A 23,738-nucleotide genomic window follows, 5' to 3' on the forward strand; every position below is an offset into this window, starting at 1 on the left:
GCCGATCGCCGCCACGGAGCTCTGCCGAACGGACGGAGCGGCCCGGCGCGGCGATGACTGGTCAGCGAGCGGAATGCCTCTATCTTGGGCAGCCCTGCCGGGCGGGACCCGTGCGAACGGGACTTCGTTCAAGCCTCACATGATAAGGGCAGCGTCACCGCGATGGGTCCGTCCGGACCCGGCACGGGAGGCCGCGCCCCGGGAGTTCGCCTTGGTCGTCACCTACGCGGTTCTGGTCGCCGCCTATCTGCTCAGCCAGTTCTTTCGTGCCTTCCTGGCCGTGATCGCGCCCGAACTGGCGCGCGACATCGGTCTCGATCCGGCCGACCTGGGGCTCGTCTCCGGCGCCTTCTTCGCCGCCTTCGCGCTGGCGCAGGTGCCGATCGGCATGGCATTCGATCGGATCGGGCCGCGCGTGACCGTATCGGTGCTGATGCTGGCCGCCGTCGCCGGCAGCGCCTTGTTCGGTGTCGCCTCCCGACCCTGGCATCCGGTCGCCGGCATGGCGCTGATCGGCATCGGCTGCGCGCCGGTCTTCATGGGCGCGCTGTTCGTGATCGGCCGGACGGCCGGCGCGGCGCGCTTCGCGACCCTGTCGTCGGCCATCGTCGGCGTCGGCTCGCTCGGCAACATCTTCGCGGCGACGCCCTTCGCCGCCACGGTCGCGGCGATCGGCTGGCGAAATGCGATGCTGTCGGTCGCTGTGCTGACGCTGGCCGGCGCGGCGGCGGTCGCACTATTGCTGCGCGATCCGCCGCCCCCTGCAGGTGCCGCCAAGGCGACCGGCAACCCCTTCGCCATGGGCGAGGTGCTGCGCATCCGGGAACTCTGGCCGATGATACCGCTCGCGTTGACCGGCTATCCGATCCTGGCGGCGGTGCGCGGCCTGTGGATCGGGCCCTATTTCTCGGAAGTGCACGGCCTGGGTCCGCTCGACCGCGGCAATGCGGTGATGGTGATGGGCTTCGCCATGATCCTGGGCAGCTTCGTCTACGGCCCGCTCGACCGTCTGTTCGGCACCCGCAAATGGGTGGTGGCCAGCGGTTCGGCCGTAACCGTGGCGGCGCTGGCCGTGCTGGCGCTGCGTCCGGAAGTCGGCGTGATCGGCGCCACGATCGCCTTTGCGGCGATCGGCGCCTTCGGCATGACCTACGGTGTGGCGATGGCCCATGCCCGCGCCTTCCTGCCCGAACATGTGCTCGGCCGCGGTCTCAGCCTGATGAATGCCTGCATGATCGGCGGCGCCGGTCTGCTGCAGCCGGTCTCGGGCATATTGGTCGGGCATTTCGCGGCGGCCGGCACCCCGCCCGCCGCGACCTTCGCGATCCTGTTCGGCGGCTTCGCGGTCGCCCTGACGGCGGCGCTCGCCGTCTATCTGCTCGCACGCGACGCGCGGCCGGCGCGGGACTGAACCGCTGCCGCGGCGGCGTGGAGGAGACCGAAATCATGGATTTGCAGATCGACGGCCGGGTCGCCCTGGTCACCGGCGCGACCACCGGCATCGGCCGGGCGACGGCGCTGATGCTCGCCCGAGCCGGCGCCAAACTGGCGGTGGCCGGCCGCAATGTCGCCGTGCTGGACGATCTCGCCGCGGACATCGTCCGCGACGGCGGCACGCAACCCCTGGTCCTGACCGGCGACCTCGCCCGCCCCGAGACGGCCGGCACGCTCGCCGACCGGGCGCTCGACGCCTTCGGCCGGGTCGACATCCTGGTCAACAATGCCGGCGGCTCCCGTCCGCTCGCCGCTCTCGACGACGAGACCGCCTGGGAGGAGGCCTTCGCGCTCAATTTCGACGCCGCCCGCCGCCTGACCCATCGCCTCGCCCCCCTGATGGCCGGGCACGGGTGGGGCCGCGTCGTCAACGTCTCCGGCGCGGTGATCATCAAGGCCGTCAATGCCGCCTCGCCCGCCAAGGCGGCGCTGGAGAGCTGGTCGAAATCGATGGCCGCGCGCTTCGCCGCCGAGGGCGTCACGGTCAACTGCGTCGCGCCGGGCCGGATCAAGAGCCCGCAGATCATGGAAAGGCTGCACCCGACCGAGGCAGCGCGCGCGGCCTTCATCGCGCAGAACATCCCGGCCGGCCGCTTCGGCGAGCCCGACGAGGCCGCCGCCGTCATCGCCTTCCTGGCCTCGGGGCCGGCCTCCTATGTCAACGGCGTCACCATCCCGGTCGACGGCGGCGCCCTGCGGCTGGCCTTCTGAACCCCGGCCGGCGGGCGTCGCACGCGGTGCAGACCCGATCCGCCGTTCGGGCCTGTTCCGCGCTGTCGCACGGCCGGCTATGCTGCGCCGCGACGAAGAAAATCGCCGAGGAGACGACCATGACCGCTGCCATCGTGGGCTGGGCCCATACGCCGTTCGGGAAACAGGATGCCGAGACCGTCGAGGGGCTGATCGGCCGCGTCGCCACCCAGGCGGTCGCCGATGCCGGGCTCGAGGCCGGCGACATCGACGAGATCGTGCTTGGTCATTTCAACGGCGGCTTCTCGGCGCAGGACTTCACAGCCTCGCTGGTGCTGCAGGCCGACGACGCCTTCCGCTTCAAGCCCACGACCCGGGTCGAGAATGCCTGCGCGACCGGCTCGGCCGCCGTCCACCAGGGCGTCAAGGCGATCCGTGCCGGCACCGCCCGCTTCGTGCTCGTCGTCGGCGTCGAGCAGATGACGCGGACGCCCGGGCCGGAGATCGGCAACATCCTGCTCAAGGCCTCCTACCTGCCCGAGGACGGCGCCACGCAGGGCGGGTTCGCCGGCGTGTTCGGCCAGATCGCGGACGGCTACTTCCAGCGCTGGGGCGACCAGTCCGACGCGCTCGCCGCGATCGCGGCCAAGAACCACAAGAACGGCGTCGCCAACCCCTATGCGCAGATGCGCAAGGATCTCGGCTTCGACTTCTGCCGCACCGAGAGCGACAAGAATCCCTTCGTCGCCGGCCCGCTGAAGCGGACCGACTGCTCGCTGGTCTCCGACGGCGCCGCCGCGCTGGTGCTGACCGACATGACCACCGCCCTCGGCATGAAGAAGGCCGTCGCCTTCCGCGGCCTCGCCCATGCGCAGGACTTCCTGCCCATGTCGAAGCGCGACATCCTGAAGTTCGAGGGCTGCTCGGTCGCCTGGGCCCGGGCGCTCGCATCCGCCGGCGTCACCCTGTCGGATCTCGATTTCGTCGAGACGCACGACTGCTTCACGGTCGCCGAACTGATCGAATACGAGGCGATGGGCCTCGTCCCTGAGGGCCAGGGCGCGCGCGCCATTCTCGAAGGCTGGACCACCAAGGAGGGCAGGCTGCCGGTCAACCCCTCCGGCGGCCTGAAGTCCAAGGGCCATCCGATCGGCGCCACGGGCGTCTCGATGCATGTCATGACCTCGATGCAGCTGACCGGCGAGGCCGGCGACATGCAGGTCCCCGGGGCCGAACTGGCCGGCATCTTCAACATGGGCGGCGCCGCGGTCGCCAACTACGTCTCCATCCTGCAGACGCTGAAGTAGACTTTTCCCGAAGCGCGCCCGCCGGAGCATTTCGATCCCGCGGGCGCGAAGCGGCCGGCTCGATTGCGGCGGGTTGGCGCAAATTCATTCCATGCAACGCCCGCCCGGCGCGACGATCGACCGATCGCGCGCCGGTTTTCGTCCGTCGGCCGCCAACCGCGCCCGAATGGCTTGGCGCATCCGGGCGATCGCCCGAAATGATTTTCTAGACTTGGAAAAGAAAAAGGAATTCCTGACGGCGCCGGGATTTGCTGCAGCGCGTATATCAACGGGACCAGGATCCGCCGGGATCCGCCGCTCGAAAGGTCCCCGCCCGTGCCCAGTCAGGTCATCACCGCCAACCGCCTCACCGACGGCCGCGTCGTCTGGCTGACCGGGGATCTGGCCTGGGTCGAGGACGTGAACCGCGCCGCCGTCGCCGACGACAAGGCCTTCGTCGAGGCCGCGCTGGCCAAGTCCAATCCCGCCGTCAGCGAACTCAACGTCGTCGAGCCCTATGCGGTCGAGGTCGAGGTTACCGCCGGCGGGATCGTGCCGAAATCGCTGCGCGAGCGCATCCGCGCGGCGGGGCCGACCGTCGCCGGCGCCTTCGCGGACGAGCGCCCGGCCACGCCCAAGGCGAACGACAACCAGCCCAAGATCGCCTGACGACAGGATCGCCGCCATGTACCGTTACGACGAGTTCGACCAGCAGTTCGTCCAGGCCCGCGTCGACCAGTTCCGCGACCAGGTGCAGCGCCGCATGGCCGGCGAGCTGACCGAGGAGCAGTTCCGTCCGCTGCGCCTGATGAACGGCGTCTATCTGCAGCTGCACGCCTACATGCTGCGCATCGCGATCCCCTACGGCACGCTCAATTCCCGCCAGTTGCGCACGCTGGCGGCGATCGGCCGCAAGTACGATCGCGGCTTCGGCCATTTCACCACGCGCCAGAACCTGCAGTTCAACTGGCCGGCGCTGAAGGACATCCCGGACATCCTGACCGAGCTCGCCGCGGTCGAGATGCACGCGATCCAGACCTCGGGCAACTGCATCCGCAACGTGACCGCGGACCAGTTCGCCGGCGCCGCCGCCGACGAGATCGCCGACCCGCGCCCCTATGCCGAAATCCTGCGCCAGTGGTCGAGCCTGCATCCGGAATTCTCGTTCCTGCCGCGCAAGTTCAAGGTCGCCATCTCGGGCGCCGCCCATGACCGTGCGGCGATCCGGGTGCACGACATCGGCCTGCAGATCGTCCGCGACGACGCGGGCCGGATCGGCTTCGAGGTGTTCATCGGCGGCGGCCTCGGCCGGACGCCGTTCACGGCCTGGCACCTGCGCGACTTCCTGCCCGAGGAGGACCTGCTCGCCTATTGCGAGGCGATCCTGCGCGTCTACAACCTCTATGGCCGGCGCGACAACAAGTATAAGGCGCGCATCAAGATCCTGATGCACGAGGCGGGCCTGGAGACCGTGCGCGAGCAGGTCGAGGAGGAGTTCGAGCGCATCCGCGACGGCGCGCTCAAGCTGCCGCATGGCGACATCGAGCGGATCGCCGCCTATTTCGCCCCGCCGACATTCGACACCCTGCCGGCCGAAAGCACCGCGCAGGCCGCCGCCGAGGCGGCCGATCCGGCCTTCCGGGCTTGGGTGCGCGCCAATGTCCACGCGCACAAGCAGCCCGGCTACGCCTCGCTGACCGTCTCGCTGAAGCCGGTCGGCGGCATTCCGGGCGACGCCACCTCCGAGCAGATGGAGGCGGTCGCCGATCTCGCCGACCGGTACGCCTTCGGCGAGATCCGGGTCAGCCATGTGCAGAACCTGATCCTCGCCCATGTCCGGCGCGACGACCTGAAGGCGGTCCATGACGGCCTCGTCGCCGCCGACCTCGCCACCGCCAATGTCGGGCTGGCCTCCGACATCATCGCCTGCCCGGGCCTCGACTATTGCAGCCTCGCCAATGCGCGCTCCATCCCGGTGGCGCAGCGCATCTCCGAGCGGCTCGGCGCGCCCGACCGGCAGGCCGAGATCGGCCCGCTGCAGATCAAGATCTCCGGCTGCATCAATGCCTGCGGGCACCACCATGTCGGCCACATCGGCATCCTGGGCGTCGACCGCAAGGGCGAGGAATTCTACCAGCTGACGCTCGGCGGCTCGGCCGACGAGACGGCGTCGATCGGCGACATCACCGGCCGCGGCTTCTCGACCGCCGAGGTCGTCGACGCCATCGAGACGATCGTCGACACCTATGTGGCCCGGCGCCATTCGCCCGACGAGACCTTCCTGGAGGCCTATCGCCGGCTTGGCCTGCAGCCCTTCAAGGAGGCCCTCTATGGGGCGGCCTGACCTCAGCCTTGCGGAGGGCGGCGTCGCGGGCGCGACGCTGCTCCCCGACGCCGCCGCGCTCGACGCGCTCTATGGCGGCCTGCCGACCACGGCGCTGCTCGACATCGCGATCCACACCCTGTTTCCGGGCCGGATCGCGCTGGTCTCCTCCTTCGGCACCGAGGCGGCGGTGATGCTGCATCTGGTCGCCCAGGTCGACCGGCACACGCCGATCCTGTTCGTCGACACCGACAAGCTGTTCGGCGAGACGCTGCGCTACCGCGACCGGCTGGTCGCGCGGCTCGGCCTGACTGACGTGCGCACCCTGACGCCCGATCCGGCGCGCCTCGCCGCCGCCGATCCGGACGGCATCCTGTGGGCGAGCAACCCCGATCTCTGCTGCAAGATCCGGAAAGTCGAGCCGCTGGCCGTCGGGATCGACGGGTTCGACGCCTGGATTTCGGGCCGCAAGCGGTTCCAGGCCGCCACGCGCACGGCGATCCCGGTCTTCGAGACCGAAGGCACCCGGGTCAAGGTCAACCCGCTGGCCGCCTGGATGCCGGCCGATCTCGCCGCCTATGCGACCGCCCACGACCTGCCGCCGCATCCGCTGGTCGAACAGGGCTACCGGTCGGTCGGCTGCATGCCCTGCACGACCCGTGTGGCGGAGGGCGAGGACGACCGCGCCGGGCGCTGGCGCGGGACAGAGAAGATCGAATGCGGTATCCATTTCGGCCTTGAGGCCGATGGCAGCGGTATCTGAGGGAACGGGCATGAGCGATGTATTCCGGGACGGCCGTTTCCAGGCCCAGGACTGGCCGGTCCTCGCCGCCGACGCGCCGCTGCCGGCTGCCGGCGGCGTCGTCATCGGCAAGGCGCGCTACCTCGCCGAACGCGACGCGCTCGCCGCCTCCAATGCGGCCGTCGGCCTGCTCGTCGAGCCCGCCGACAATCTCGACGACATCGCCGCCGATCTCGACCGCTTCCCCGTCATCGTCGTCCGCTTCCCGAAATTCAACGACGGCCGCGGCTTCTCGCATGCCCGCATCCTGCGCGAGCGGCACGGCTACGCCGGCGAATTGCGGGCAACCGGTGACGTGCTGATCGACCTCGTCCCCTTCATGCAGCGCTCCGGCTTCACCGCCTTCGAGGTGGTCAATGAGCCGACCCGCAAGGCGCTCGCCGAGGGCCGCCTGCCGCTGGTGCCGTTCTTCTACCAGCCCGCCGCCGACGCCGCGACGAAGCCGCTGGCCGGCCGCCCCTGGCTGCGCCAAGCCCCGCGCGCCGCGGCCGAGTAGCCGCCCCCGGCTACGCCGCGGACGGACCGTCAAGGCCGGTCACGCCGCAGCGCCGGTGCGGGCGTCGTAGGCCGCCTGCGCAGCCACGATCGCTTCGACATTGGCCTCTGCCCAGCGGGTCAGGGCCTGTGCGGTCTCGACCAGGGTCCGACCGAGGGGTGTGATCGAATACTCGACCGTCACCGGCACGGTCGCGAATACGGCGCGGTCGACCAGGCCGTCGCGTTCCAGGCTGCGCAGCGTTTCCGACAGGACCTTCTGCGACACGCCCTCGATCTCCCGGCGCAGTTGATTGAAGCGGATCGGCTTCTCGCCGAGGCGGATCAGGATAAGCAGCGCCCATTTGTCGGCGAGACGGTCCAGCACCAGCCGGGTCGGGCAGTTCTTCTTGTAGACATCGTAGGCATAGTCCATCGCGGGACCTCCGGCGGCGGGGCGGTTACCGGCAGGTGACCACCTAACCGCAAAGTGCGTTCTTCACAGCAGGATGCGTTCTCGCTATCTGCATAATCCATCGACGCTTGGTTTCCAATCGAAACCATATCAAGGGGAATGCAATGAGCGGAAAGATCCTGGTCCTCGGCGCCACCGGCACCATCGGCAAGTCTCTGGTCAAGGCGCTGCTCGCCAAGGGCGAGAGCGTCAAGGCGGCTTCGCGCGGCGGCCAGGCCGTCGAGGGCGCGGAAGGCGTCGCCTTCGACTACGGCAATCCGGCCACCTTCGCGGCCGCCCTCGACGGCGTCGACCGCGCCTTCGTTCTGGCGCCGACCGGGACGGAAGACGTGATCGCCGCCCTGAAGCCGATCATCGCCGCCGCGGCGGAGCGCAAGGTCAAGGTCGTGCTGATGACCGCCTGGGGCGTCGATGCCGTCGACGAGATCCCCTATCGCCAGGTCGAACTGTTCCTGATCGCGTCCGGCACGCCCTATGTCATCCTGCGGCCGAACTGGTTCCAGGACAATTTCCTGAACTTCTGGGGCCATGGCGTCCATGCCGGCGTGATTGCCGTGCCGGCCGGAGAGGGCCAGAGCGCCTTCATCGACACCCGCGACATCGCCGACGTGGCGGCCGCCGTGCTGACCACCACCGCCCATGACGGCGCCGCCTATCCGCTCACGGGTCCGCGCGCGATCGGTTATGCGGAGGCCGCGGCGCTGATCTCGGCCGGCCGATCGCCTACCAGGCGTCAACCGACGAGGCCTTCATCGCCATGCTGACCGGCGCCGGCGTCACGCCCGGCTATGCCGCCTTCCTGGCCTCGATCTTCTACCCCGTCCGCGAGGGCTGGACGGGCGCGACCACCAACTATGTGGCGCTGCTGACCGGCCACAAGCCGCGCGCGCTCGAAGATTGGATCGCCGAGCATGCCGCGGCCCTGAAGGGCTGACCGGCCGGCGCCACCTGCCGACTTTCATCGCTGAGAGGGGCGGTCCGCCGGGCCGCCCCTTGTCCCATGCGCATTCGCCGCGTCTTCCAGCCGCCATTGCCCTGGAGTATCCATCGTCGGACACTACATGTCTCCGCGCGCCCCGGTTGGCGCAGCGCGAAAGGGAGTTGAACTCGTGTCCGATGTCGTCGTGAAGACCCCGATGCAGTATCTCGACCGCGCCGTCAGCGGGCTGAAGAAGATGGGCGTCGCGCCGAGCCGCACCGAGGACGCCCCGGTGATCGCACTCCTGGAGAAGATCGCCGACCTCGACAAGGACAAGATCGTCGTCATCGCGCGCACCCTCGGCCAGAACTCGGTCTTCAACGAGGTCGTGCGCGAGCAGGTCGCCGGCATGACGGTCGGCGAGCGCTACAAGCTGATCACCGACGGCTTCAATTCGATCCGCGACGACGCCAAGGCGATGGTCGATCAGATCTCCGACGGCAAGATCAACGTCTTCGAACGCGCCACCAATGTCTGGATGAAGCTGTCGCGCGGCGACATCGCCGACCGCTTCGACAAAATTCGCGCGGTCTATCTCGAGGTCACCAAGGAGACGCGCAACCAGATCGAGCGCGAGGCGATCATCCTGGAGGCCTACCGGGACTTCCGCGGCGCGCTGAAGCAGTCGGAAGTGATGGCGCTCGAGATCCTCAAGAAGGCCGAGGAGCGCCTCGCCGCCGCCAAGGCGAAGCTCGACGCCGCCTCCAAGGTGGTGGCCGAATTCACCGGCGACATCGCCGAGAAGGCCAAGCTCGAACTGGTCCGCGACGAGGAACTGCGCCGTACCCAGGACGAGGACAAGCGCTACCAGATCGCCAAGGATCTCTCCGACAACCTGACCATCGGCTACAACACCTCCGAGGTCATCATGGCGCGTCTGATGCAGACGACCAACGCCAAGGAACGGGTCTACCAGCAGGCGGTCAGCTTCTTCTCGACCAACGATTCGGTCCTGACCGCGCTCAAGGCCTCGTTCACCGGCATGTTCGGCCTGCATGAATCGACCGAGAGCCTGAACGCCATGAAGGAGGGCGTCTCCAAGTCGATCGAGGTGCTGGCCGAGATCGGCGGCAAGATCCAGGAGGAGGCCGTCAAGGCCGGCTACGGCCCGACGGTCCGCGCCGACGCGGTCAAGAAACTGGTCGACTCGATCGTCAACTTCCAGGAGAAGTCGACGGTGATCATCGACGAGATGCGCAAGCTGTCGACCCAGAACTCCGCCGAGATCCGCGATGCGGTCGAGGACGGCAAGCGTCGGATCGCCCAGTTGATCGCGGAAGGCCAGCAGAGCTTCAATGTCTGACGCAAGCCCGGCGGCCGCGCCGGCCCTCGTGCCGGCACCGCCCAATGCCTCGGCCGAGCCCGGTTCCGCGCCCGCCCCGGCGCAGGAGGCGAAGCTCGACGACATCATGATGGCGATGGATGTCGTCGACACGCTGCGCCATCAGGATGCCCTGGTGGCGCGCGAGCTCGACCAGGAGGCGCGCGAGAGCCAGCTGGTCGAGCGGCTGCGCGAGATCTATCGCAGCCAGGGCATCGAGGTCACCGACCGGGTGCTGATCGACGGCGTGCGCTCGCTCGCCGCCGCGCGCTTCGTCTATACCCCGCCGCCACCCGGGCTGGCGCGTTCGCTCGCACTGGTCTGGATCGACCGCGGCCGCATCCTGCGCCAGGCCGGCACGGTGGCGCTGGTGGTGGCGCTGGGCTGGGGCGCCTACAGCTATTTCTGGGTCGGCGCCTCGGAACGCGCCGCCGAACAGGCGCGCATCGAGATCACCCAGACCCTGCCGGGCGAGCTCGACCGGGCCTATCAGGCCGTCCAGGCCGAGGCGCGGGTCGCCGAGGCGCGCAGCCGCGCCGGCGCGATCCTGGCCGACGGCCGCAGTGCGCTCGAACGCAAGGAGGCCGCCGCCGCGCGCCAGGCGGTCGCCAGCATGAACACCCTGCTCGGCGACTTGCGCCGCGAATACAGCCTGCGCATCGTCTCGCGCCCTGGCGAGCAATCCGGCATCTGGCGGGTGCCGCGCGCCACCGGCGGGCGCAACTACTATCTGATCGTCGAGGCCCTGGCGCCGGACGGGTCGGTGCTCAAGCTGCCGATCACCAGCGAGGAGGACCAGAAGACCACCGTGGTCGACCGGTTCGGCATCCGCGTCAGCCCGCAGGTGTTCGAGGATGTCCGCCGCGACAAGGCCGATGACGGCATCATCCAACATGCGGTGATCGGGCAGAAGACCCGCGGCACCCTGGAGCCGACCTGGACCGTGACGGTCCTCGGCGGCACCATCACATCCGGCTGGTGACCCCATGATTTCCGGACGCGATACGCTCGCCGCCTTCGACAGTGCCATCACCGAGGCCCGCGCGGGGGAAGGTCGCCTGGACGCGGTGCTGGCCTCCGCCACCGCCGAGGCGCAGCGGCTGCGCTCCGAGCAGACCGATGCGTACCGGGCGCTGGCCAGGCTGCGGCTCGACGCGATCGCCGCGCAGGCGCTCGACACGCGGCTCGATTCGGCGGAACGGCGCGCCCTTCAGCTGATGGAGACCGCCCGCAAGGCGCTCTCCGATCTCTCCGCACGGCGCGATGCGGCGACCGCGGAGGCCGCACGCCTGGATGCCGACCAGCGCGCCGCGGAGACCGATCTCGACGCCATCGAGGACGAGATCGCCGCGCTCGCCCGGCACACCGCCGATGCCAGCGGACACGATGCCGATTGGCAGGCCGCGCGGGACCGCCTCGCCGAGGCCGAGCGCATCGCCGACGAGGCGGCCAAGAAGGCCGCGACGGCGACTGCGGACCGCGTTACCAAGGGGGCGCCCTACGAGGGCGATCCGCTGTTCATGTATCTCTGGCGGAACGGCTTCGGCACCGCGACCTACCGGGCCGGCAATGTCGCGCGCTTCTTCGACCGCAAGGTCGCGGCCCTGGTCGGCTACCAGGATGCCCGGCCGAACTATGCCATGCTGATCGAGATTCCGGCCCGGCTGGCCGAGCATGCGGAACGGCGCAAGGCCGAGGTCGAGGCCGCGCGCGCGGCGCTCGACGCCGTCGAGCGCAGCAAGCTGGAAGCCGCCGGCGTCGGCCCGCTCGACGAGCGCCGGGCGGCCGCCCTTGCGGCGCGCGACCGCATTGCCGCCGCCGCCAAGCTCGCCCGCGACCACCTGGCCGCGCTCGACCAGGAGCTCGAGCTGGCCCGCAGCGGCTCCGACAAGGGCGGCTATGCCGAGGCGCTCGACCTGATCGCCGGCGAACTCGCCCAGGACGACATCCGCGACCTGCTCGCCGCCGCCGCCCGCACCCCGGATGCCAAGGACGATCGCCTCGTCCGGCGCATCGCCGAACTTGCCGACGCGATCCGCAAATGCGACGCCGAGATCGCCGAGACGCGCGCCCGTGCCCGCGAGATGGCCGGGCGCCGCGGCGAACTGGAGACCGTGCGTGAGGACTTCCGCCGGCGTGGCTGGGACCAGCCGCAGGTCGCATTCGGCAACGAGCGCATCATCGGCGAGATGATCGGCGGCCTGATCGGCGGCGCGCTGTCGAGCCCGGACCTCTGGCGGGTGCTGACCGAGGGCTACACCACGCGTCCGCGCCACACCGACTACGGCGGGGGCCACGGCGGTGGCGGGCCGCGCTTCCCGATGCCCGGCGGCATGGGCGACGGTCCGCGCGGCGGCACTGACCGCCCGTCCGGCGGCAATGACGGCTTCCGCACCGGCGGCGGCTTCTGACGCCCGGGCCGCCCGGTCCGCCGCCGCCACCCCCGAACAGCCTTTCAGGCACCCGCTCGCGCGACCGCTGCGGCCTGACGGTTCGCGGGTCCTCGACGCGATCGCGCGGCACCGGTAGCGCCCCGGGCCGCCCACAACAATTCCGGCGCCGAAGCCACGCCTCCGGCCCGTCGCGGCGACCGAATCCGTTGCCCCGGATGGGTTCGTAACCGCTGCCGGAAAGTCGGTTCCCCACGGAACCCCGGATGGCTTCGCGTCGTTGTTGGCAAGCGAAAGCGAGGCCACATGACCAGCACCGATACCGGCGTATCCGCCCCTGCCGTCGAGCCCGAGGACGACAAGGCGGCCCTGCCGCCGCGCCTCGAACGGCCGATGCTGGTGCAACTCGGCGTTCTGATCCGAGACATGGTCGGCAGCGGCAAGGGCGCCGGCATCGTGGTGCTGATGGGTGCCCTCGTCGCGATCCTGATCGGCAACATGGTCGGGCAGGTCCTGCTCAACACCTGGAACGGCCAGTTCTTCGACGCCATCCAGAAGAAGGACCTGGCCGGCTTCTGGACGCAGCTCGCCGCCTTCCTGCGGATCGCCGGCCTGCTTTTGTGCCTCGTCGTCGCCCAGACCTGGCTGCAGGAGATGCTCAAGATGCGCATCCGCGCCCGCCTGAGCGCCATGCTGCTGGATCGCTGGCTGAAGCCACGCCACGCCTATTGGCTCGGCTTCGCCGGCGAGCGCGGCGCTGCGGCCGATCAGCGCCTGCAGGAGGACACCCGCCTGTTCGCCGACTTCACGACCGAACTCGGCGTCGGCCTGCTGCAGTCGACCCTGCTCCTGTTCACCTTCACGGGCGTGCTCTGGGGGCTGTCGACCAACGTCACCTTCAATATCGGCGGCGAGACCTGGCAGATCCCCGGCTACATGGTCTGGGTCGCCATCCTCTATGCCGGCCTCGGCTCGGGCCTGACCTGGCTGGTCGGCCGACCGCTGATCGCCCTGAACACCGAGCGCTATGCCCGCGAGGCCGATTTCCGCTTCGCGCTGGTCCGGGTCAGCGAGAATGCCGAGGGCGTCGCGCTGCATGGCGGCGAGGCCGACGAGCGGCGCAACCTGGACGGCTCGCTCGGACTGGTGCTGTCGGCGATGCGCCGGCTCTCGGGCGCGCTGTCGCGGCTGACCTGGATCACCTCCGGCTACGGCTGGCTCGCCATGGTGGTGCCGGTCGTCGCGGCCGCGCCGGGCTACTTCTCCGGCGACTTGAGCTTCGGCAGCCTGATGATGGTCGTCGGTGCCTTCACGCAGGTGCAGACCGCGCTGCGCTATTTCGTCGACCAGTTCCCGCGCATCGCCGACTGGCGCTCCGCGGTCGCGCGCGTCACCACCTTCCGCGACACGCTGAAGGACCTGGAGGAGGATATCGGCAGCCAGGAAACGCTGACGGTCGAGACCCATCCGGACGGCAAGCTGGTCTTCACCGATGTCGCGCTGTCGCTGATCGACGGGCGGACGGTGATCGACGAGATGAGCGCCGAGATCGCGCCGGGCGAGCGCGTGCTGATCACCGGCGAGTCCGGGTCCGGCAAGAGCACGCTGTTCCGCGCGGTCGCGGGACTCTGGCCGTGGGGGTCGGGGACCGTCCAGGTGCCGCCGGCCGAAGACCAGATGTTCATGCCGCAGCGTCCCTACATGCCGCTCGGCAGCCTACGCCAGGCCCTGTGCTATCCGAGCGGGCCGGACCGCTTCACCGACGAGGAGATCGCCGCCGCGATGGAACGCTGCCAACTCGGCGAGTTCGTCGACCGGCTGGACCAGGAGGACCGTTGGGACAAGTCCCTGTCGCTCGGCCAGCAGCAACGCGTCGCCTTCGCCCGGGTGCTGCTGCACCGGCCGAAATGGATCTTCATGGACGAGGCGACCTCGGCGCTCGACGACCACAGCCAGACCGCGATGCTGTCCCTGTTCCTGGAGGAGCTGGAAGGCACCACCCTGCTGTCGATCGCGCACCGTCCCGGCGTCGAGGAATTCCACACCCGCACGCTGCTTATCGCGCGGCGCGACGGCGGCACGCGCCTGTTCGGCAAGGCGTCGAGACCGGTCGAGAAGCGTCACGGCCGTCGCTGGACCGGCAAAGTCGCACGGCTTCTGAAGCGCGAACCGTCGGCCGGTCGGGCCTCAGCAGTCCTGACTCGCCCCAGACGGGACACAGAACGGCCCATCACGTATACACAATGATTGACTTTGCATTCTCACCATGGCCTGCTGCCAACCTCGGCGAGCACCACAACAAGCGGTGCCGTCCCGATGTCAGGAGGAGGCATCCATGGCGGAATGGGTCCGGGCGGCGATGGCCGCCCCGGTGATGGCGGCGCTTGCGACGGTGGTCGCGCCGCAGGCGGCGGACGCGAAGATCACCCGCATCGAGATTGCGAAGGTCGAGCCGGCTTTCGGCGGCAAGAGCTTCGGCACGGTCGGCGCCTATGAGCGGGTGACCGGCAAGGCCTTCGGCGAGGTCGATCCGCTCGATCCGGCCAATGCGGTCATCCAGGATATCGGCCTGGCGCCGCGCAATGCCCGCGGCCAGGTCGAGTATGTCACCGACATCGACATCCTGCGCCCGGCCGATCGCGCCAAGGGCAACGGCATCCTGCTGCTGGAGGTCCTCAACCGGGGCCGCAAGCTCGCCTTCAACTACTTCCATATCGGCGCCGGCGGCAACGAGGCCGAGCTCAACGCGCTCGCCAAGCCCGGCGATCTCCTTTTGATGCAGCAGGGCTATTCGATGGTCTGGCTGGGCTGGCAGGCCGACATGCTGCCCGGTGCCGGCCGACTGATGCTCGACGTGCCGGTCGCGCGTCATCCGGACGGCTCGCCCGTGACCGGGGTCGTCCGCTCCGAATTCGCCCCGTCCGCACCGACCTTCGTGCAGAACCTGTCGAGCGGCTGGTTCACCACCATGACCCACCGCAGCTATCCGACGGTGGAGACCGACAATCGCAAGCCGCTCGCCGACGGCTTCCTGCCGAGCCTGACCGTGCGGGCCAAGGAGCAGGAACCGCGCATCGTCATTCCGAACACCGAATGGTCCTTCGGCGCCTGCCCGAACGGGGGCGAGGCGAAGCCGTCGGATACGCAGATCTGCCTGCCGACCGGCTTCCAGCCCGGTCGCCTCTACGAACTGATCTATCGCGCCAAGGACCCGCTCGTGATGGGTCTCGGCTATGCGGCGATCCGTGATTTCGGCAGCTTCGCCAAGCGTGCGGCCAAGGACGATGCCGGCACGGCGAACCCGGTCTACCGGGCCGACAACCGCGCCATCGTGATCGGCGCCTCGCAATCGGGCCGCTTCATCCGCTCCTTCCTCTATCTCGGCTTCAACCGCGACGAGGCCGGGACGCAGGTCTTCGACGGCGCCATGCCGCATATCGGCGGCGGCCTGATGCCGCTCAACGTGCGCTTCTCGCAGCCCGGTCGTGCCTGGGGCCAGCAGGTCGACCATCTCTATCCGGCCTACGAGTTCCCCTTCTCGTATGCCCGGATGCACGACCCGATCACCGGCCGCCGGCAGGGCCTGCTCGACCGCTGCCAGGAGACCGGCACCTGCCCGAAGCTGTTCCATACCGCGACCTCGCTGGAGGTCTGGGAGGGCCGGCAATCGCTCGGCCTGACCGATCCGATGGGGACCCGCGACGTGGCCGATCCGGCCAGCGTGCGCACCTTCATCTTCGCCTCGACCCAGCACGGCGCCGCCGGCCTGCCGCTGCCGACCGCCGAACCGTTCGGTCTATGCCAGCAGCAGTCCAACCCGAACCCGCACACCTATTCGATGCGGGCGCTCTTGACCGCGCTGACCGGCTGGGTCCGCGACGGCGCCGAGCCGCCGGCCTCGATCACGCCGCGCATCGCCGACGGCACCCTGGTGGCGATCGATCAGGTCCGCTTCCCGGCCATCCCGGCCAACGCCTACGGCAACGTCAAGCGTCCGGCCGTCCGCTTCATCGGCCAGGGCAACCCGCTGCATGCGCTCGACTTCGGGCCGGATTTCCGTGCCGGCGAGCAGTCCGGGGTGATCACCCGCGAACCGCCGACCGCCTCGCCGCGCAGCTACGGCGTGCTGGTGCCGCAGGCCGATGCCGACGGCAGCGATCTCGGCGGGCTGCGTTCGATCTTCCAGCGCGTGCCGATCGGCACCTACACGGCTTGGAACCTGTTCCGCGCCGGCCGCTTCGAGGATGGCTTCTGCAATTTCAACGGCAGCTTCATCCCCTTCGCCCGCACCCGGCAGGAACGGCTCGACGCCCACGACCCACGCCTCTCGATGGAGGAGCGCTTCCCGACCAAGGACGCCTATGTCGCCGCCATGCGCGCGGCGGCCTCGGCGATGGTCGCCGAGCGGGTGCTGCTGCCCGAGGACGCCCGGGCGCTGGTCGGCCAGGCCGAAGCCGAGGGCATCCGCCTGGCGCCGTGATCCGGCGCCCGGCCGTCACGCACCGACGTCGGAGCGGCCGGATCGAAAGGTCCGGCCGCTGCCGGCTCAGGCGTTGAGCACCACCAGCACGCCGACGACCAGGAGGGCAATGCCGAAGCCTTCGCGCGGGCTGGTGATCTGGCTCATCAGCCGGTGCGAGACGGCGAGCGAGAACAGGATCTCGACCAGACCGAGCGTGCGCACATGGGCGACCGGTTCGAGCGCGAAGGCCGCAAACCAGCATTGCGACGCGAAGGCGCCGAGGAAGCCGGCCAGGACCGAGGGCCGCCAGGCGCGGAACAGCTTGATCAGCGCGGCGCGATCGGTGGCGATCAGATAGCCGGTCAGGATCAGGGTCTGCAGGCCGAGCCCCGCGGCCAGCGTGGCCGAGGCGGCGACCAGAAAGTTCGGCAGACCGAGCGATTGGATCCCGCCTTTGAAACAAACCGCGGCCAGGCCGAACAATCCGCCCGAGACCGTGCCGAGAATCGCGGGCGTCCAGTCGCGCGCCGCCCCGTCGGCCGACGCCTTGGGCCAGCTCATAATCATCACGCCGGCGGTCGCCACCACGATGGCGCCGGCGAGCATCGGGCTCGGCACTTCCGACAGGAACAGGATCCCGAAAATGGCGACCTGGACCGGTTCCGTCTTGGTGTAGGCGATCGTGACCAGGAAGGATTTCGACTTCATCGCCTGAAGCATCAGCCCGGTCGCCAGGATCTGGGCCAATGCGCCGCCGAGCGTCCAGAGCCAGAATCCACCGGTCGGCACCGGCAATGCGGTTCCGCTCACGGTCGAGATGATCAGCAGGAACAGACAGCCGAACGGAAGCCCGTAGAGGAAGCGCACATGGGTTGCCCCGACCGTGCCGACTTCAGCGATCAGATCGCGCTGCAAGGCATTGCGCAACGTCTGGCCGCCCGAGGCGACGATCGTGAATAGAATCCAGAGATACGCCATCATGCCAACGGGATCCAGACCGACAGGGAGCCACCGACCATAAGCCATCGAACGGCCGCGTCCAGTCCATGACCCGCCGGCGCGCCGGGAGCCTGTCAGGAACTCCGTGCATGGGTGGATGGCCGGGCGCCTCCGGCGCACGGATGCCCGGCAGGCCCATACCGGCATGGCTGCCACCGCGCCCCGGCGATCGCGCCCTTCCCGACCGGCGGCACCCCATGCTGCGGTCGCGGGACCTGGACGGCAACGGGTGGCGGCCGGCGGACTCCACCTTGCGCAACGGACAGCGCCGCCGGGCCGGCAGGCGGCCATCCGCTACCCGATGCGACGGCGCTGGCGAATGACGCGGGCCGGATTGCCGACGGCGACCGACCAGGCGGCGAGGTCCTTCATCAGGACCGCGCGCGCGCCGAGCACCGCCCCGTCCCCGACCATCACGCCGGGACCGACGAACGCCTCCGCGGCGATCCAGGCCCTCTCGCCGATCACGATCGGCCGGACCTGGAGCTGGAAGTTCGCATCGTCCACGTCATGGGTGCCGGCACACAGATGCGCGCCCTGGGAGACCACGCCGTAGCTGCGGATGGTGACGGGGGCCATCGCGTAGCAGTTCACATCCCGGCCGAGGCAGCTGAAACTCTCCATCGTCAGATTCTTCGGATCCCAGACCCGGACACCGGGATAGACCTTCGCGGTCGCCGCCAGCCGCGCGCCGAACAGGCGCAGCAGCAGCCGGCGCCAGGCGTGACAGGGGCTCGGGGTCCAGATCCCGCAACACCCCCAAACCAGCCCCCAGATCAGCCGCCGGAGACGATGGCGAAGCGGAAAGCTCGGTCCGCCCTCGAGGGGGCGGCTGCGCGAGGCATCCAGGGGCATCACCATGCCCCGCCTCCCGCAACGGCGCGCGGACAGCACATGTCGTATCGCATCGGTGCCAAACGCCGATGACCGGTCAGGCGCTCGATCCCCCGCCGGGCCCCCGTGCAGAAGTCACCGCGGCCGGGCAGTCGCTCGACACGATGCGAGCCGAGGAAGCCGGCGCCGCCGATGACCTGAATGCGTTTGCACGGCATGCTCTTCTCCAAGGATTGCGGCTGACGGTGATCGCCTGCGGCACCGACGGTGCCGGAATGGAGCCCGCGCCCTTGATCGCCGCGCCGACGCAAGAGACCGGTAGCGATGCGCCGGGACCGACAGCGCGGCCGCTGCTCCGCCGACAGGATCGGAGGCCCCGCCGCCTCAGGTCAGGCCGTTCGTCTCGATCGGCGCGCCGATCGGGGCGGCACCATGGGGACCGAGAGACGGGCGGGCGGGCGACGGCAGCGGAGGCGGCTTCTCGATCTCGTAGATCTTCACGTCGACCAGGAAGCGGAACCAGAAGCTTTGCAATACGCAATATATGACGCCGGGGATCCCATCCAGAAAAGCAAGATGAAACAAGAATCGATAGACGAAATAGAATCCCGCCCGCCAGAACAGCGGCAGCGCATAGTATTTCATCTTCATGTAGCGCTTGCGTTGGCTGGGCAGGCCAAAGGCTGCGGGCCGCAGCTGATCGGCAGCCGAACGCCGCTCGGCCGCGATTTCTTCCGCCTCCATTGTGGCCCAGCGGTTGTGGCGCGCGGTCCACTCGGTGATCGTCTCGATATTGTGATCGATCATCCGTCCCTTGAGAAAGCCGGTCCGGCCCGAAGGCACGAAATGCTGATCGTAGCGCCGGTTTTCGCACCGCCCGAAGCCGGTCCGGAACAGCCGATAGTGCCACGTGGTCGCGACGCCGCCCCACCGCAACACCTTGCCCATGAAGGCGGTCTGCCGCCGCAGCATGAAGCCGTCGAAGGCCACCGTCTCCAGATCGATGGCCATGATCTCGTCGATCAGTGCGGGGGTCAGCTCTTCATCGGAATCGAGATGAAGCTGCCATCCGCCCGGGGACGGAATGTTCTCGATCGCCCAGTTCCGCTGGGACCCGTAGTCGATGAACTCATGCTGAAGGACCCGGCAGCCCAGAGCCCGAACGATGTCCAGGGTGGCATCGGAACTGAACGAGTCGACGCAATGGATGTCGTCGCTGAGCCGTCTGGCGGCGCTCACCGTGGTGGCGATCGTCCGGCTCGAATTGAAGGTGAGGAACACGATGGTGATGCGGGCTGGCATATCGGTTGTTCAGCTCTCGTGCAGGTTCAGGCCGCACTCTTCAGCGACCGGAAGGGGCATCTTCGAGGTCTCGGGAATCCGGGCGGCCTTCGGCCGCCATGTGGGCTTCGGCCGCCAAGTGGGCTTCGACCACCAAGCGGGCTTCGACCGCCGGGTGTGCCTCAGCCGCCGGGCGGCAGGCTCACCGCACCGTTCATGGCCCGTGTCCTACGGGCGGCATGCTCGGAGACGACTTCGCGGCAGACATCGTTGAGGGTGCGGACGGCGTTTCCGATCTCGAACGCGGCCAGAAAGCCGGCACGGGCCGAGCGCCCCATCTCCGCACGCGCATCCGGCGAGAGCGCCAGAAACCGGGCCAGCAACCGCGTGATGCCGGCCAGGTCATCGGTCTCGGCCAGGCCCCCTCCGCTCGCGACGACTTCGCGCCAGATATTGACCTTGTCGGTGATCAGGACCGGTCGGCCGCAGGCCATGGCTTCGGCCACCACGATGCCGAAATTCTCCTGGTGCGAGGGCAGCACGAAGGCGGTCGCATTCCGGTAGGCTCCCCATTTGGCGGCGTCGCGAAGCATTCCGGGCCAATGCACGCGCGAAGAAATGCCGAGCGCCTGCGCACGCGCCTGCAGCGCCCGTCGCGTCTCTTCCTCCGCCGGGCCGGCCATCACGAGGTCGAGATCGTGTTCGGCGCATCCGGCCGCGAAGGCCTCGATGAGGAGATCGCATCCCTTCTTGGGATGAATGCGGCTGAGATAGAGGAGATAGGGCCGCGTCAGCCCGGGAACGCGATCCCGAAACGCGGCCGTCTGCTGATCGCGATCGTCCGGCGGATCCGCTGCGCCGTAGCCGACGACCCGTTCCCGCACCGCGTAGGGGCGGAAGACCCCACGCGCGCAGACCTTCTCCTCCTCCGACGTAAAGAGGACCCGGCTCGCGGTGTTGAGTAGAACGCCCTCGTTGAACCACCAGAAGACCTGTTTCAACAGAGACTTAGCCGGATAGGTCCGGCTGAACCACGGATCCAGCATGCCGTGGGTGAAGACCAGAAAGGGAACGCCGGATTCAACCAGGGCCAGCCGCGCGCCCAGGGTCGAATAGTTCCACAGGCCGTGAACGACGACGACATCGTAGTCGCGCACGTGACGCTTCAGCCAGGAGACGAAGGCGGGACGATAGCCGTATCGGCGCCAAGGCAGCTTGCGCGCCCAGCCCGGCGCGACGCCCTCGGCATCCCCGCAGGCCGTCAACGGGATCGGAAATCCCGCCACCCAGGGCGCATCCGGCGCATCCAGCGACACGACATGCTCCTCGACACCGGCGGCCGCATGGAACGGAGCCTGCTGCCGGATCGCCTCGATCGGGCCTCCGTCGGCCGGATTGACGCTCTTGATGATCCTGAGCCGCCTCATCGTTGCGCCCGCATGTCGGCCTGCGGCGACGCTGGCCCGGATGCCGTTTCCGGGGCCGACGGCCGTCCCGCAGCGCGTCTCAGGATGAGGCGCCGGATGGGCTGCTCGTAGACGATGAAGACGACGACCGATCCGGCGATGGTCGCGACAGGACTGACGAACTGATCCCAGGGGGCCGGGATGATCGAGCGACAGATTTCGCGAACGGGTCCTTGCAGGATATACATCGCGTAACTGGCGCCGCCCAGCAGGACGAGACTTCGACTGGCAAACACCTGCGAAACGACGCCCTCGCGGCTGGTCAGGCTCAGGATCAGAAGGCCGGCCAGAAGGGTGACGACGGCTTTCTCGTGGACGTTCGTGGCCAGCGACAGGAAGACCAGCGCGGAGGCGACGATGAGCAGCTGGGGCAAGGAACGACCGAGCCACAGCGGCATCTTCGGATAGTCGCAACCCAGCCGATAGAGCGCCATGCCCAACACGAATTCGGGCAGTCGAAACACAGGCAGCCAGACGGCCGTGTGGCTGCCGACAAACGGGATCGTCATGACGCCGGGGGACACGTTCGGCAGGCCGAGCGCCACGATTGCCAGCGCGCACGAAACCGACACGATCAGGTTCGCCCGCGGCGTGATTTCCCGGAATGCGACCATCAGCAACGGGAACAGAAGATAGAAGAACGCCTCAACCGACAACGTCCAGGCCTGCATGATCCATGTGAAGCCGCGCGCGCTTTCCGGCGGTGCCCAGGCCTGGATCATGAGCAGGACATAGGTGCCGTCGATCGCGGAAAGCGGCACTTTCAGAACCGGCAGCGCGAGCAGAAGCGCCAGTGCGTAGACGGGATAGATCCGCGCAAATCGTGCGAGGCCATAGCCGCCGAGGTCGCGAAGCGTCAGCCGGCTCCGTCGATGCGCGTAGCTCAGGATATAGCCGGACAGAACGAAGAACAGGCTGACGCCGAGGTATCCATTGTGGAACAGGTTCACGACCGGCTCCGGCGCGCCGATACGCACAAGAAATCCGGCGCCGAAATGAAAATTCAACACCAGCAGGGCGGCGAAGAATCGAACGCTCGTCAGGGCGTTGATTTGTTCGCGGCACATCATGGGTTCATTGCTGGATCTCATCGGAGTATCGGCCTTCGAAACATCATTGGATGCCCTCGAGATCCGGTTCGGCTGTCACGCTTCATGGGAGCAGATCGGATCTCTGAAACGCAGGAGCGGCCGGCGTCCGGAAACCCGTTCGGAAGCCGATGCTGCGCTCGGCTCCAGACATCAGGGGGCGGCAGGCCTGACGCGAAATCGCTACTGGCGGGCGGCGGCCGCCCGCCTCATGGATTCGGAGACCGCGACGGCGAGCAGGATCATGGCGAATTTGTCGGGCGCAAAGAGTGCGCCGTTGAAATTGGCCGACGTAAGCAGGTAGAGACCGAGCGGCAGGGTTCCGGCACTGCGAAGATAGACGATCAGCATCGCGGCCCCCGGCAGGCCGTAGAGGAAGAGCGCGTTGAAGAGCCCGTTATGGGCGATTTCCGACGGCACCATTCCGCCGGGCATCAGCGGGATCAAGGCATCTTCGAACCGGCTGACCGCCACGCCGAAAGGATGCTCGACGATGAAGCCCGCGAGCACCTGGAAAGGAACGACGATCCGGGCCTCGGTCGATAGGTCCGCCTGCAGGCCTCCGGTTCCGGAGAAGCGATCGAGCAGGTAGCCCAGGATATCCAGTCCGAGCAGCGGACCGAGGACGACAAGCGCAAGTCCACCCGATGCCAGAGTCACGGCATGGCGCCGGTTCGCCATGGCGGGCACGATGACGACCAGCAGGAAGGCGGCGATGAACGCAACGGAATGGCTGACGGCGCCGGTCACGAAGATCATCGCCAGCATCCACCGCGCCTTCCGCATGGTCCCCATCAATGGAACGACCATGATGGCGAATGAGATCAGCACGAAGGCCAGATAGGAGGGCTCGCGGAAGGTCGCGTTCGGGCGCAAACCTCCGAACCGGCCGCCATAGGTCAAGGCCGCCTCGAAGGCCGCTTCGGTCGGAAGCGTCTTCGATTCGACCGCAAAGTAGTCGACCGGTATCCCGAAATAGACGCCGCTCTGGTAGAATATCCTCTGGGCCAAGCAGAGCACGAGCAAGCCGGACAGAATTCCCGCGATCACGTTCAACAGGCGGGTCGGGTCGGCAATTGGCGGTCTTCGGGTGAACTCCCGAATGCCGGCGACCAGAAGCACAAAGATCAGCCCCTCGCGGCCGGCGCGCAGCAGGTCGGAGCCCCAGCTGCCGGTGAACTGCGCCACATTCGTCATCAGGATCACGGCGAAGAGGACGATCGCCGGCAAGGCCCATTGCAGCCCGCTGATCAACGGGCGGAACCACCGCACGATCTCGGCGACCGAAAGCAGGATCGCGACCGAGACATAGTAGGAGGCGCCGATCTGGATCAACGGCGTCAGCAGGAGCATGGCGACATCGAGCATCGGCTT

The 23,738-nt window shown here is 68.5% G+C and carries 19 protein-coding genes and 1 pseudogene; 13 read left to right on the forward strand and 7 right to left on the reverse strand.

What is annotated here, in order from left to right; all coding sequences use genetic code 11:
* The first annotated feature begins 211 nt into the window (after positions 1-211).
* The 7 genes from KL771_RS03250 to KL771_RS03280 all read left to right on the forward strand — a co-directional run bounded on the left by KL771_RS03250 (position 212) and on the right by KL771_RS03280 (position 7,091).
* On the forward strand, positions 212-1,411 hold the full coding sequence (locus tag KL771_RS03250; protein WP_261967134.1) for an MFS transporter: 1,200 nt from the start codon (positions 212-214) through the stop codon (positions 1,409-1,411).
* Positions 1,412-1,446: 35 nt separating this feature from the next.
* Complete coding sequence (locus KL771_RS03255) at positions 1,447-2,205, forward strand: SDR family NAD(P)-dependent oxidoreductase (protein WP_261967135.1); 759 nt, start codon at positions 1,447-1,449, stop codon at positions 2,203-2,205.
* Positions 2,206-2,324: 119 nt separating this feature from the next.
* Positions 2,325-3,491 carry an acetyl-CoA acetyltransferase gene (locus tag KL771_RS03260; RefSeq protein WP_261967136.1) on the forward strand — a complete coding sequence of 389 codons (1,167 nt, stop codon included), beginning with the start codon at positions 2,325-2,327 and terminating at the stop codon, positions 3,489-3,491.
* Between the two features lie 315 nt (positions 3,492-3,806).
* Complete coding sequence (locus KL771_RS03265) at positions 3,807-4,139, forward strand: DUF2849 domain-containing protein (protein ID WP_261967137.1); 333 nt, start codon at positions 3,807-3,809, stop codon at positions 4,137-4,139.
* A 16-nt stretch (positions 4,140-4,155) separates the two neighbouring features.
* Positions 4,156-5,814, forward strand: coding sequence for a nitrite/sulfite reductase (locus KL771_RS03270; protein WP_261967138.1), 1,659 nt, complete (start codon positions 4,156-4,158; stop codon positions 5,812-5,814).
* Entirely contained in the window at positions 5,801-6,556 is a 756-nt protein-coding gene (locus KL771_RS03275; protein ID WP_261967139.1) for a phosphoadenylyl-sulfate reductase, read from the forward strand. Before KL771_RS03270 ends, KL771_RS03275 begins: the two co-directional genes overlap by 14 nt.
* A 10-nt stretch (positions 6,557-6,566) precedes the next feature.
* A complete protein-coding gene (locus KL771_RS03280; protein WP_261967140.1) occupies positions 6,567-7,091 on the forward strand; it encodes a DUF934 domain-containing protein in 525 nt (174 codons plus the stop codon).
* Positions 7,092-7,130: 39 nt separating this feature from the next.
* Here KL771_RS03280 and KL771_RS03285 read toward each other — a convergent pair whose 3' ends face one another.
* Positions 7,131-7,505 (reverse strand): winged helix-turn-helix transcriptional regulator, encoded by a 375-nt coding sequence (locus tag KL771_RS03285; protein WP_261967141.1) that lies wholly within the window; start codon positions 7,503-7,505, stop codon positions 7,131-7,133.
* 143 nt (positions 7,506-7,648) lie between these two features.
* Between KL771_RS03285 and KL771_RS03290 the strand changes: the two are divergent.
* The 6 genes and pseudogenes from KL771_RS03290 to KL771_RS03315 all read left to right on the forward strand — a co-directional run bounded on the left by KL771_RS03290 (position 7,649) and on the right by KL771_RS03315 (position 16,714).
* Positions 7,649-8,478: pseudogene (locus tag KL771_RS03290) on the forward strand (SDR family oxidoreductase).
* Positions 8,479-8,653: 175 nt separating this feature from the next.
* Positions 8,654-9,826 carry a cell surface protein gene (locus tag KL771_RS03295; protein WP_261967142.1) on the forward strand — a complete coding sequence of 391 codons (1,173 nt, stop codon included), beginning with the start codon at positions 8,654-8,656 and terminating at the stop codon, positions 9,824-9,826.
* Positions 9,819-10,826 (forward strand): DUF6384 family protein, encoded by a 1,008-nt coding sequence (locus KL771_RS03300; RefSeq protein ID WP_261967143.1) that lies wholly within the window; start codon positions 9,819-9,821, stop codon positions 10,824-10,826. Before KL771_RS03295 ends, KL771_RS03300 begins: the two co-directional genes overlap by 8 nt.
* Before the next feature lie 4 nt (positions 10,827-10,830).
* A complete protein-coding gene (locus tag KL771_RS03305) occupies positions 10,831-12,255 on the forward strand; it encodes a hypothetical protein (protein WP_261967144.1) in 1,425 nt (474 codons plus the stop codon).
* Positions 12,256-12,540: 285 nt separating this feature from the next.
* Positions 12,541-14,481 carry an ABC transporter ATP-binding protein/permease gene (locus KL771_RS03310; protein WP_261967145.1) on the forward strand — a complete coding sequence of 647 codons (1,941 nt, stop codon included), beginning with the start codon at positions 12,541-12,543 and terminating at the stop codon, positions 14,479-14,481.
* 88 nt (positions 14,482-14,569) lie between these two features.
* Positions 14,570-16,714, forward strand: coding sequence for an alpha/beta hydrolase domain-containing protein (locus KL771_RS03315; protein ID WP_261967146.1), 2,145 nt, complete (start codon positions 14,570-14,572; stop codon positions 16,712-16,714).
* A 66-nt stretch (positions 16,715-16,780) separates the two neighbouring features.
* Here the strand turns inward: KL771_RS03315 and KL771_RS03320 are convergent, their stop codons facing one another.
* The 6 genes from KL771_RS03320 to KL771_RS03345 form a co-directional block, all read right to left on the reverse strand.
* Positions 16,781-17,677, reverse strand: a complete 897-nt coding sequence (locus KL771_RS03320; protein ID WP_261967147.1) for an EamA family transporter — start codon at positions 17,675-17,677, stop codon at positions 16,781-16,783.
* 312 nt (positions 17,678-17,989) lie between these two features.
* Positions 17,990-18,556: a putative colanic acid biosynthesis acetyltransferase gene (locus KL771_RS03325; protein ID WP_261967148.1), complete on the reverse strand. Its 567-nt coding sequence runs from the start codon at positions 18,554-18,556 to the stop codon at positions 17,990-17,992.
* Between the two features lie 357 nt (positions 18,557-18,913).
* A complete protein-coding gene (locus tag KL771_RS03330) occupies positions 18,914-19,831 on the reverse strand; it encodes a glycosyltransferase family 2 protein (protein ID WP_261967149.1) in 918 nt (305 codons plus the stop codon).
* Between the two features lie 161 nt (positions 19,832-19,992).
* A complete protein-coding gene (locus KL771_RS03335) occupies positions 19,993-21,237 on the reverse strand; it encodes a glycosyltransferase (RefSeq protein WP_261967150.1) in 1,245 nt (414 codons plus the stop codon).
* The gene (locus tag KL771_RS03340) at positions 21,234-22,367 is read right to left on the reverse strand and encodes an acyltransferase family protein (RefSeq protein WP_261967151.1); all 1,134 of its coding nucleotides are present in this window, start codon (positions 22,365-22,367) and stop codon (positions 21,234-21,236) included. The genes KL771_RS03335 and KL771_RS03340 overlap by 4 nt, the downstream gene beginning before the upstream one ends.
* A gap of 180 nt (positions 22,368-22,547) precedes the next feature.
* Entirely contained in the window at positions 22,548-23,732 is a 1,185-nt protein-coding gene (locus KL771_RS03345; RefSeq protein WP_261967152.1) for a hypothetical protein, read from the reverse strand.
* Between the last annotated feature and the right edge of the window lie 6 nt (positions 23,733-23,738).

Source organism: Prosthecodimorpha staleyi (genome assembly GCF_018729455.1).
GTDB classification, from domain to species: domain Bacteria; phylum Pseudomonadota; class Alphaproteobacteria; order Rhizobiales; family Ancalomicrobiaceae; genus Prosthecodimorpha; species Prosthecodimorpha staleyi.

Excerpts from the sequence above, each read along its gene's own strand:
- KL771_RS03280 (WP_261967140.1), top strand. The coding sequence starts at position 6,567 with ATGAGCGATGTATTCCGGGACGGCCGTTTCCAGGCCCAGGACTGGCCG.
- KL771_RS03310 (WP_261967145.1), top strand. The coding sequence starts at position 12,541 with ATGACCAGCACCGATACCGGCGTATCCGCCCCTGCCGTCGAGCCCGAG.
- KL771_RS03315 (WP_261967146.1), top strand. The coding sequence starts at position 14,570 with ATGGCGGAATGGGTCCGGGCGGCGATGGCCGCCCCGGTGATGGCGGCG.
- KL771_RS03335 (WP_261967150.1), bottom strand. The coding sequence starts at position 21,237 with ATGAGGCGGCTCAGGATCATCAAGAGCGTCAATCCGGCCGACGGAGGC.
- KL771_RS03275 (WP_261967139.1), top strand. The coding sequence starts at position 5,801 with ATGGGGCGGCCTGACCTCAGCCTTGCGGAGGGCGGCGTCGCGGGCGCG.
- KL771_RS03345 (WP_261967152.1), bottom strand. The coding sequence starts at position 23,732 with ATGCTCGATGTCGCCATGCTCCTGCTGACGCCGTTGATCCAGATCGGC.
- KL771_RS03340 (WP_261967151.1), bottom strand. The coding sequence starts at position 22,367 with ATGAGATCCAGCAATGAACCCATGATGTGCCGCGAACAAATCAACGCC.
- KL771_RS03330 (WP_261967149.1), bottom strand. The coding sequence starts at position 19,831 with ATGCCAGCCCGCATCACCATCGTGTTCCTCACCTTCAATTCGAGCCGG.
- KL771_RS03285 (WP_261967141.1), bottom strand. The coding sequence starts at position 7,505 with ATGGACTATGCCTACGATGTCTACAAGAAGAACTGCCCGACCCGGCTG.
- KL771_RS03305 (WP_261967144.1), top strand. The coding sequence starts at position 10,831 with ATGATTTCCGGACGCGATACGCTCGCCGCCTTCGACAGTGCCATCACC.
- KL771_RS03320 (WP_261967147.1), bottom strand. The coding sequence starts at position 17,677 with ATGATGGCGTATCTCTGGATTCTATTCACGATCGTCGCCTCGGGCGGC.
- KL771_RS03300 (WP_261967143.1), top strand. The coding sequence starts at position 9,819 with ATGTCTGACGCAAGCCCGGCGGCCGCGCCGGCCCTCGTGCCGGCACCG.
- KL771_RS03255 (WP_261967135.1), top strand. The coding sequence starts at position 1,447 with ATGGATTTGCAGATCGACGGCCGGGTCGCCCTGGTCACCGGCGCGACC.
- KL771_RS03325 (WP_261967148.1), bottom strand. The coding sequence starts at position 18,556 with ATGGTGATGCCCCTGGATGCCTCGCGCAGCCGCCCCCTCGAGGGCGGA.
- KL771_RS03260 (WP_261967136.1), top strand. The coding sequence starts at position 2,325 with ATGACCGCTGCCATCGTGGGCTGGGCCCATACGCCGTTCGGGAAACAG.
- KL771_RS03270 (WP_261967138.1), top strand. The coding sequence starts at position 4,156 with ATGTACCGTTACGACGAGTTCGACCAGCAGTTCGTCCAGGCCCGCGTC.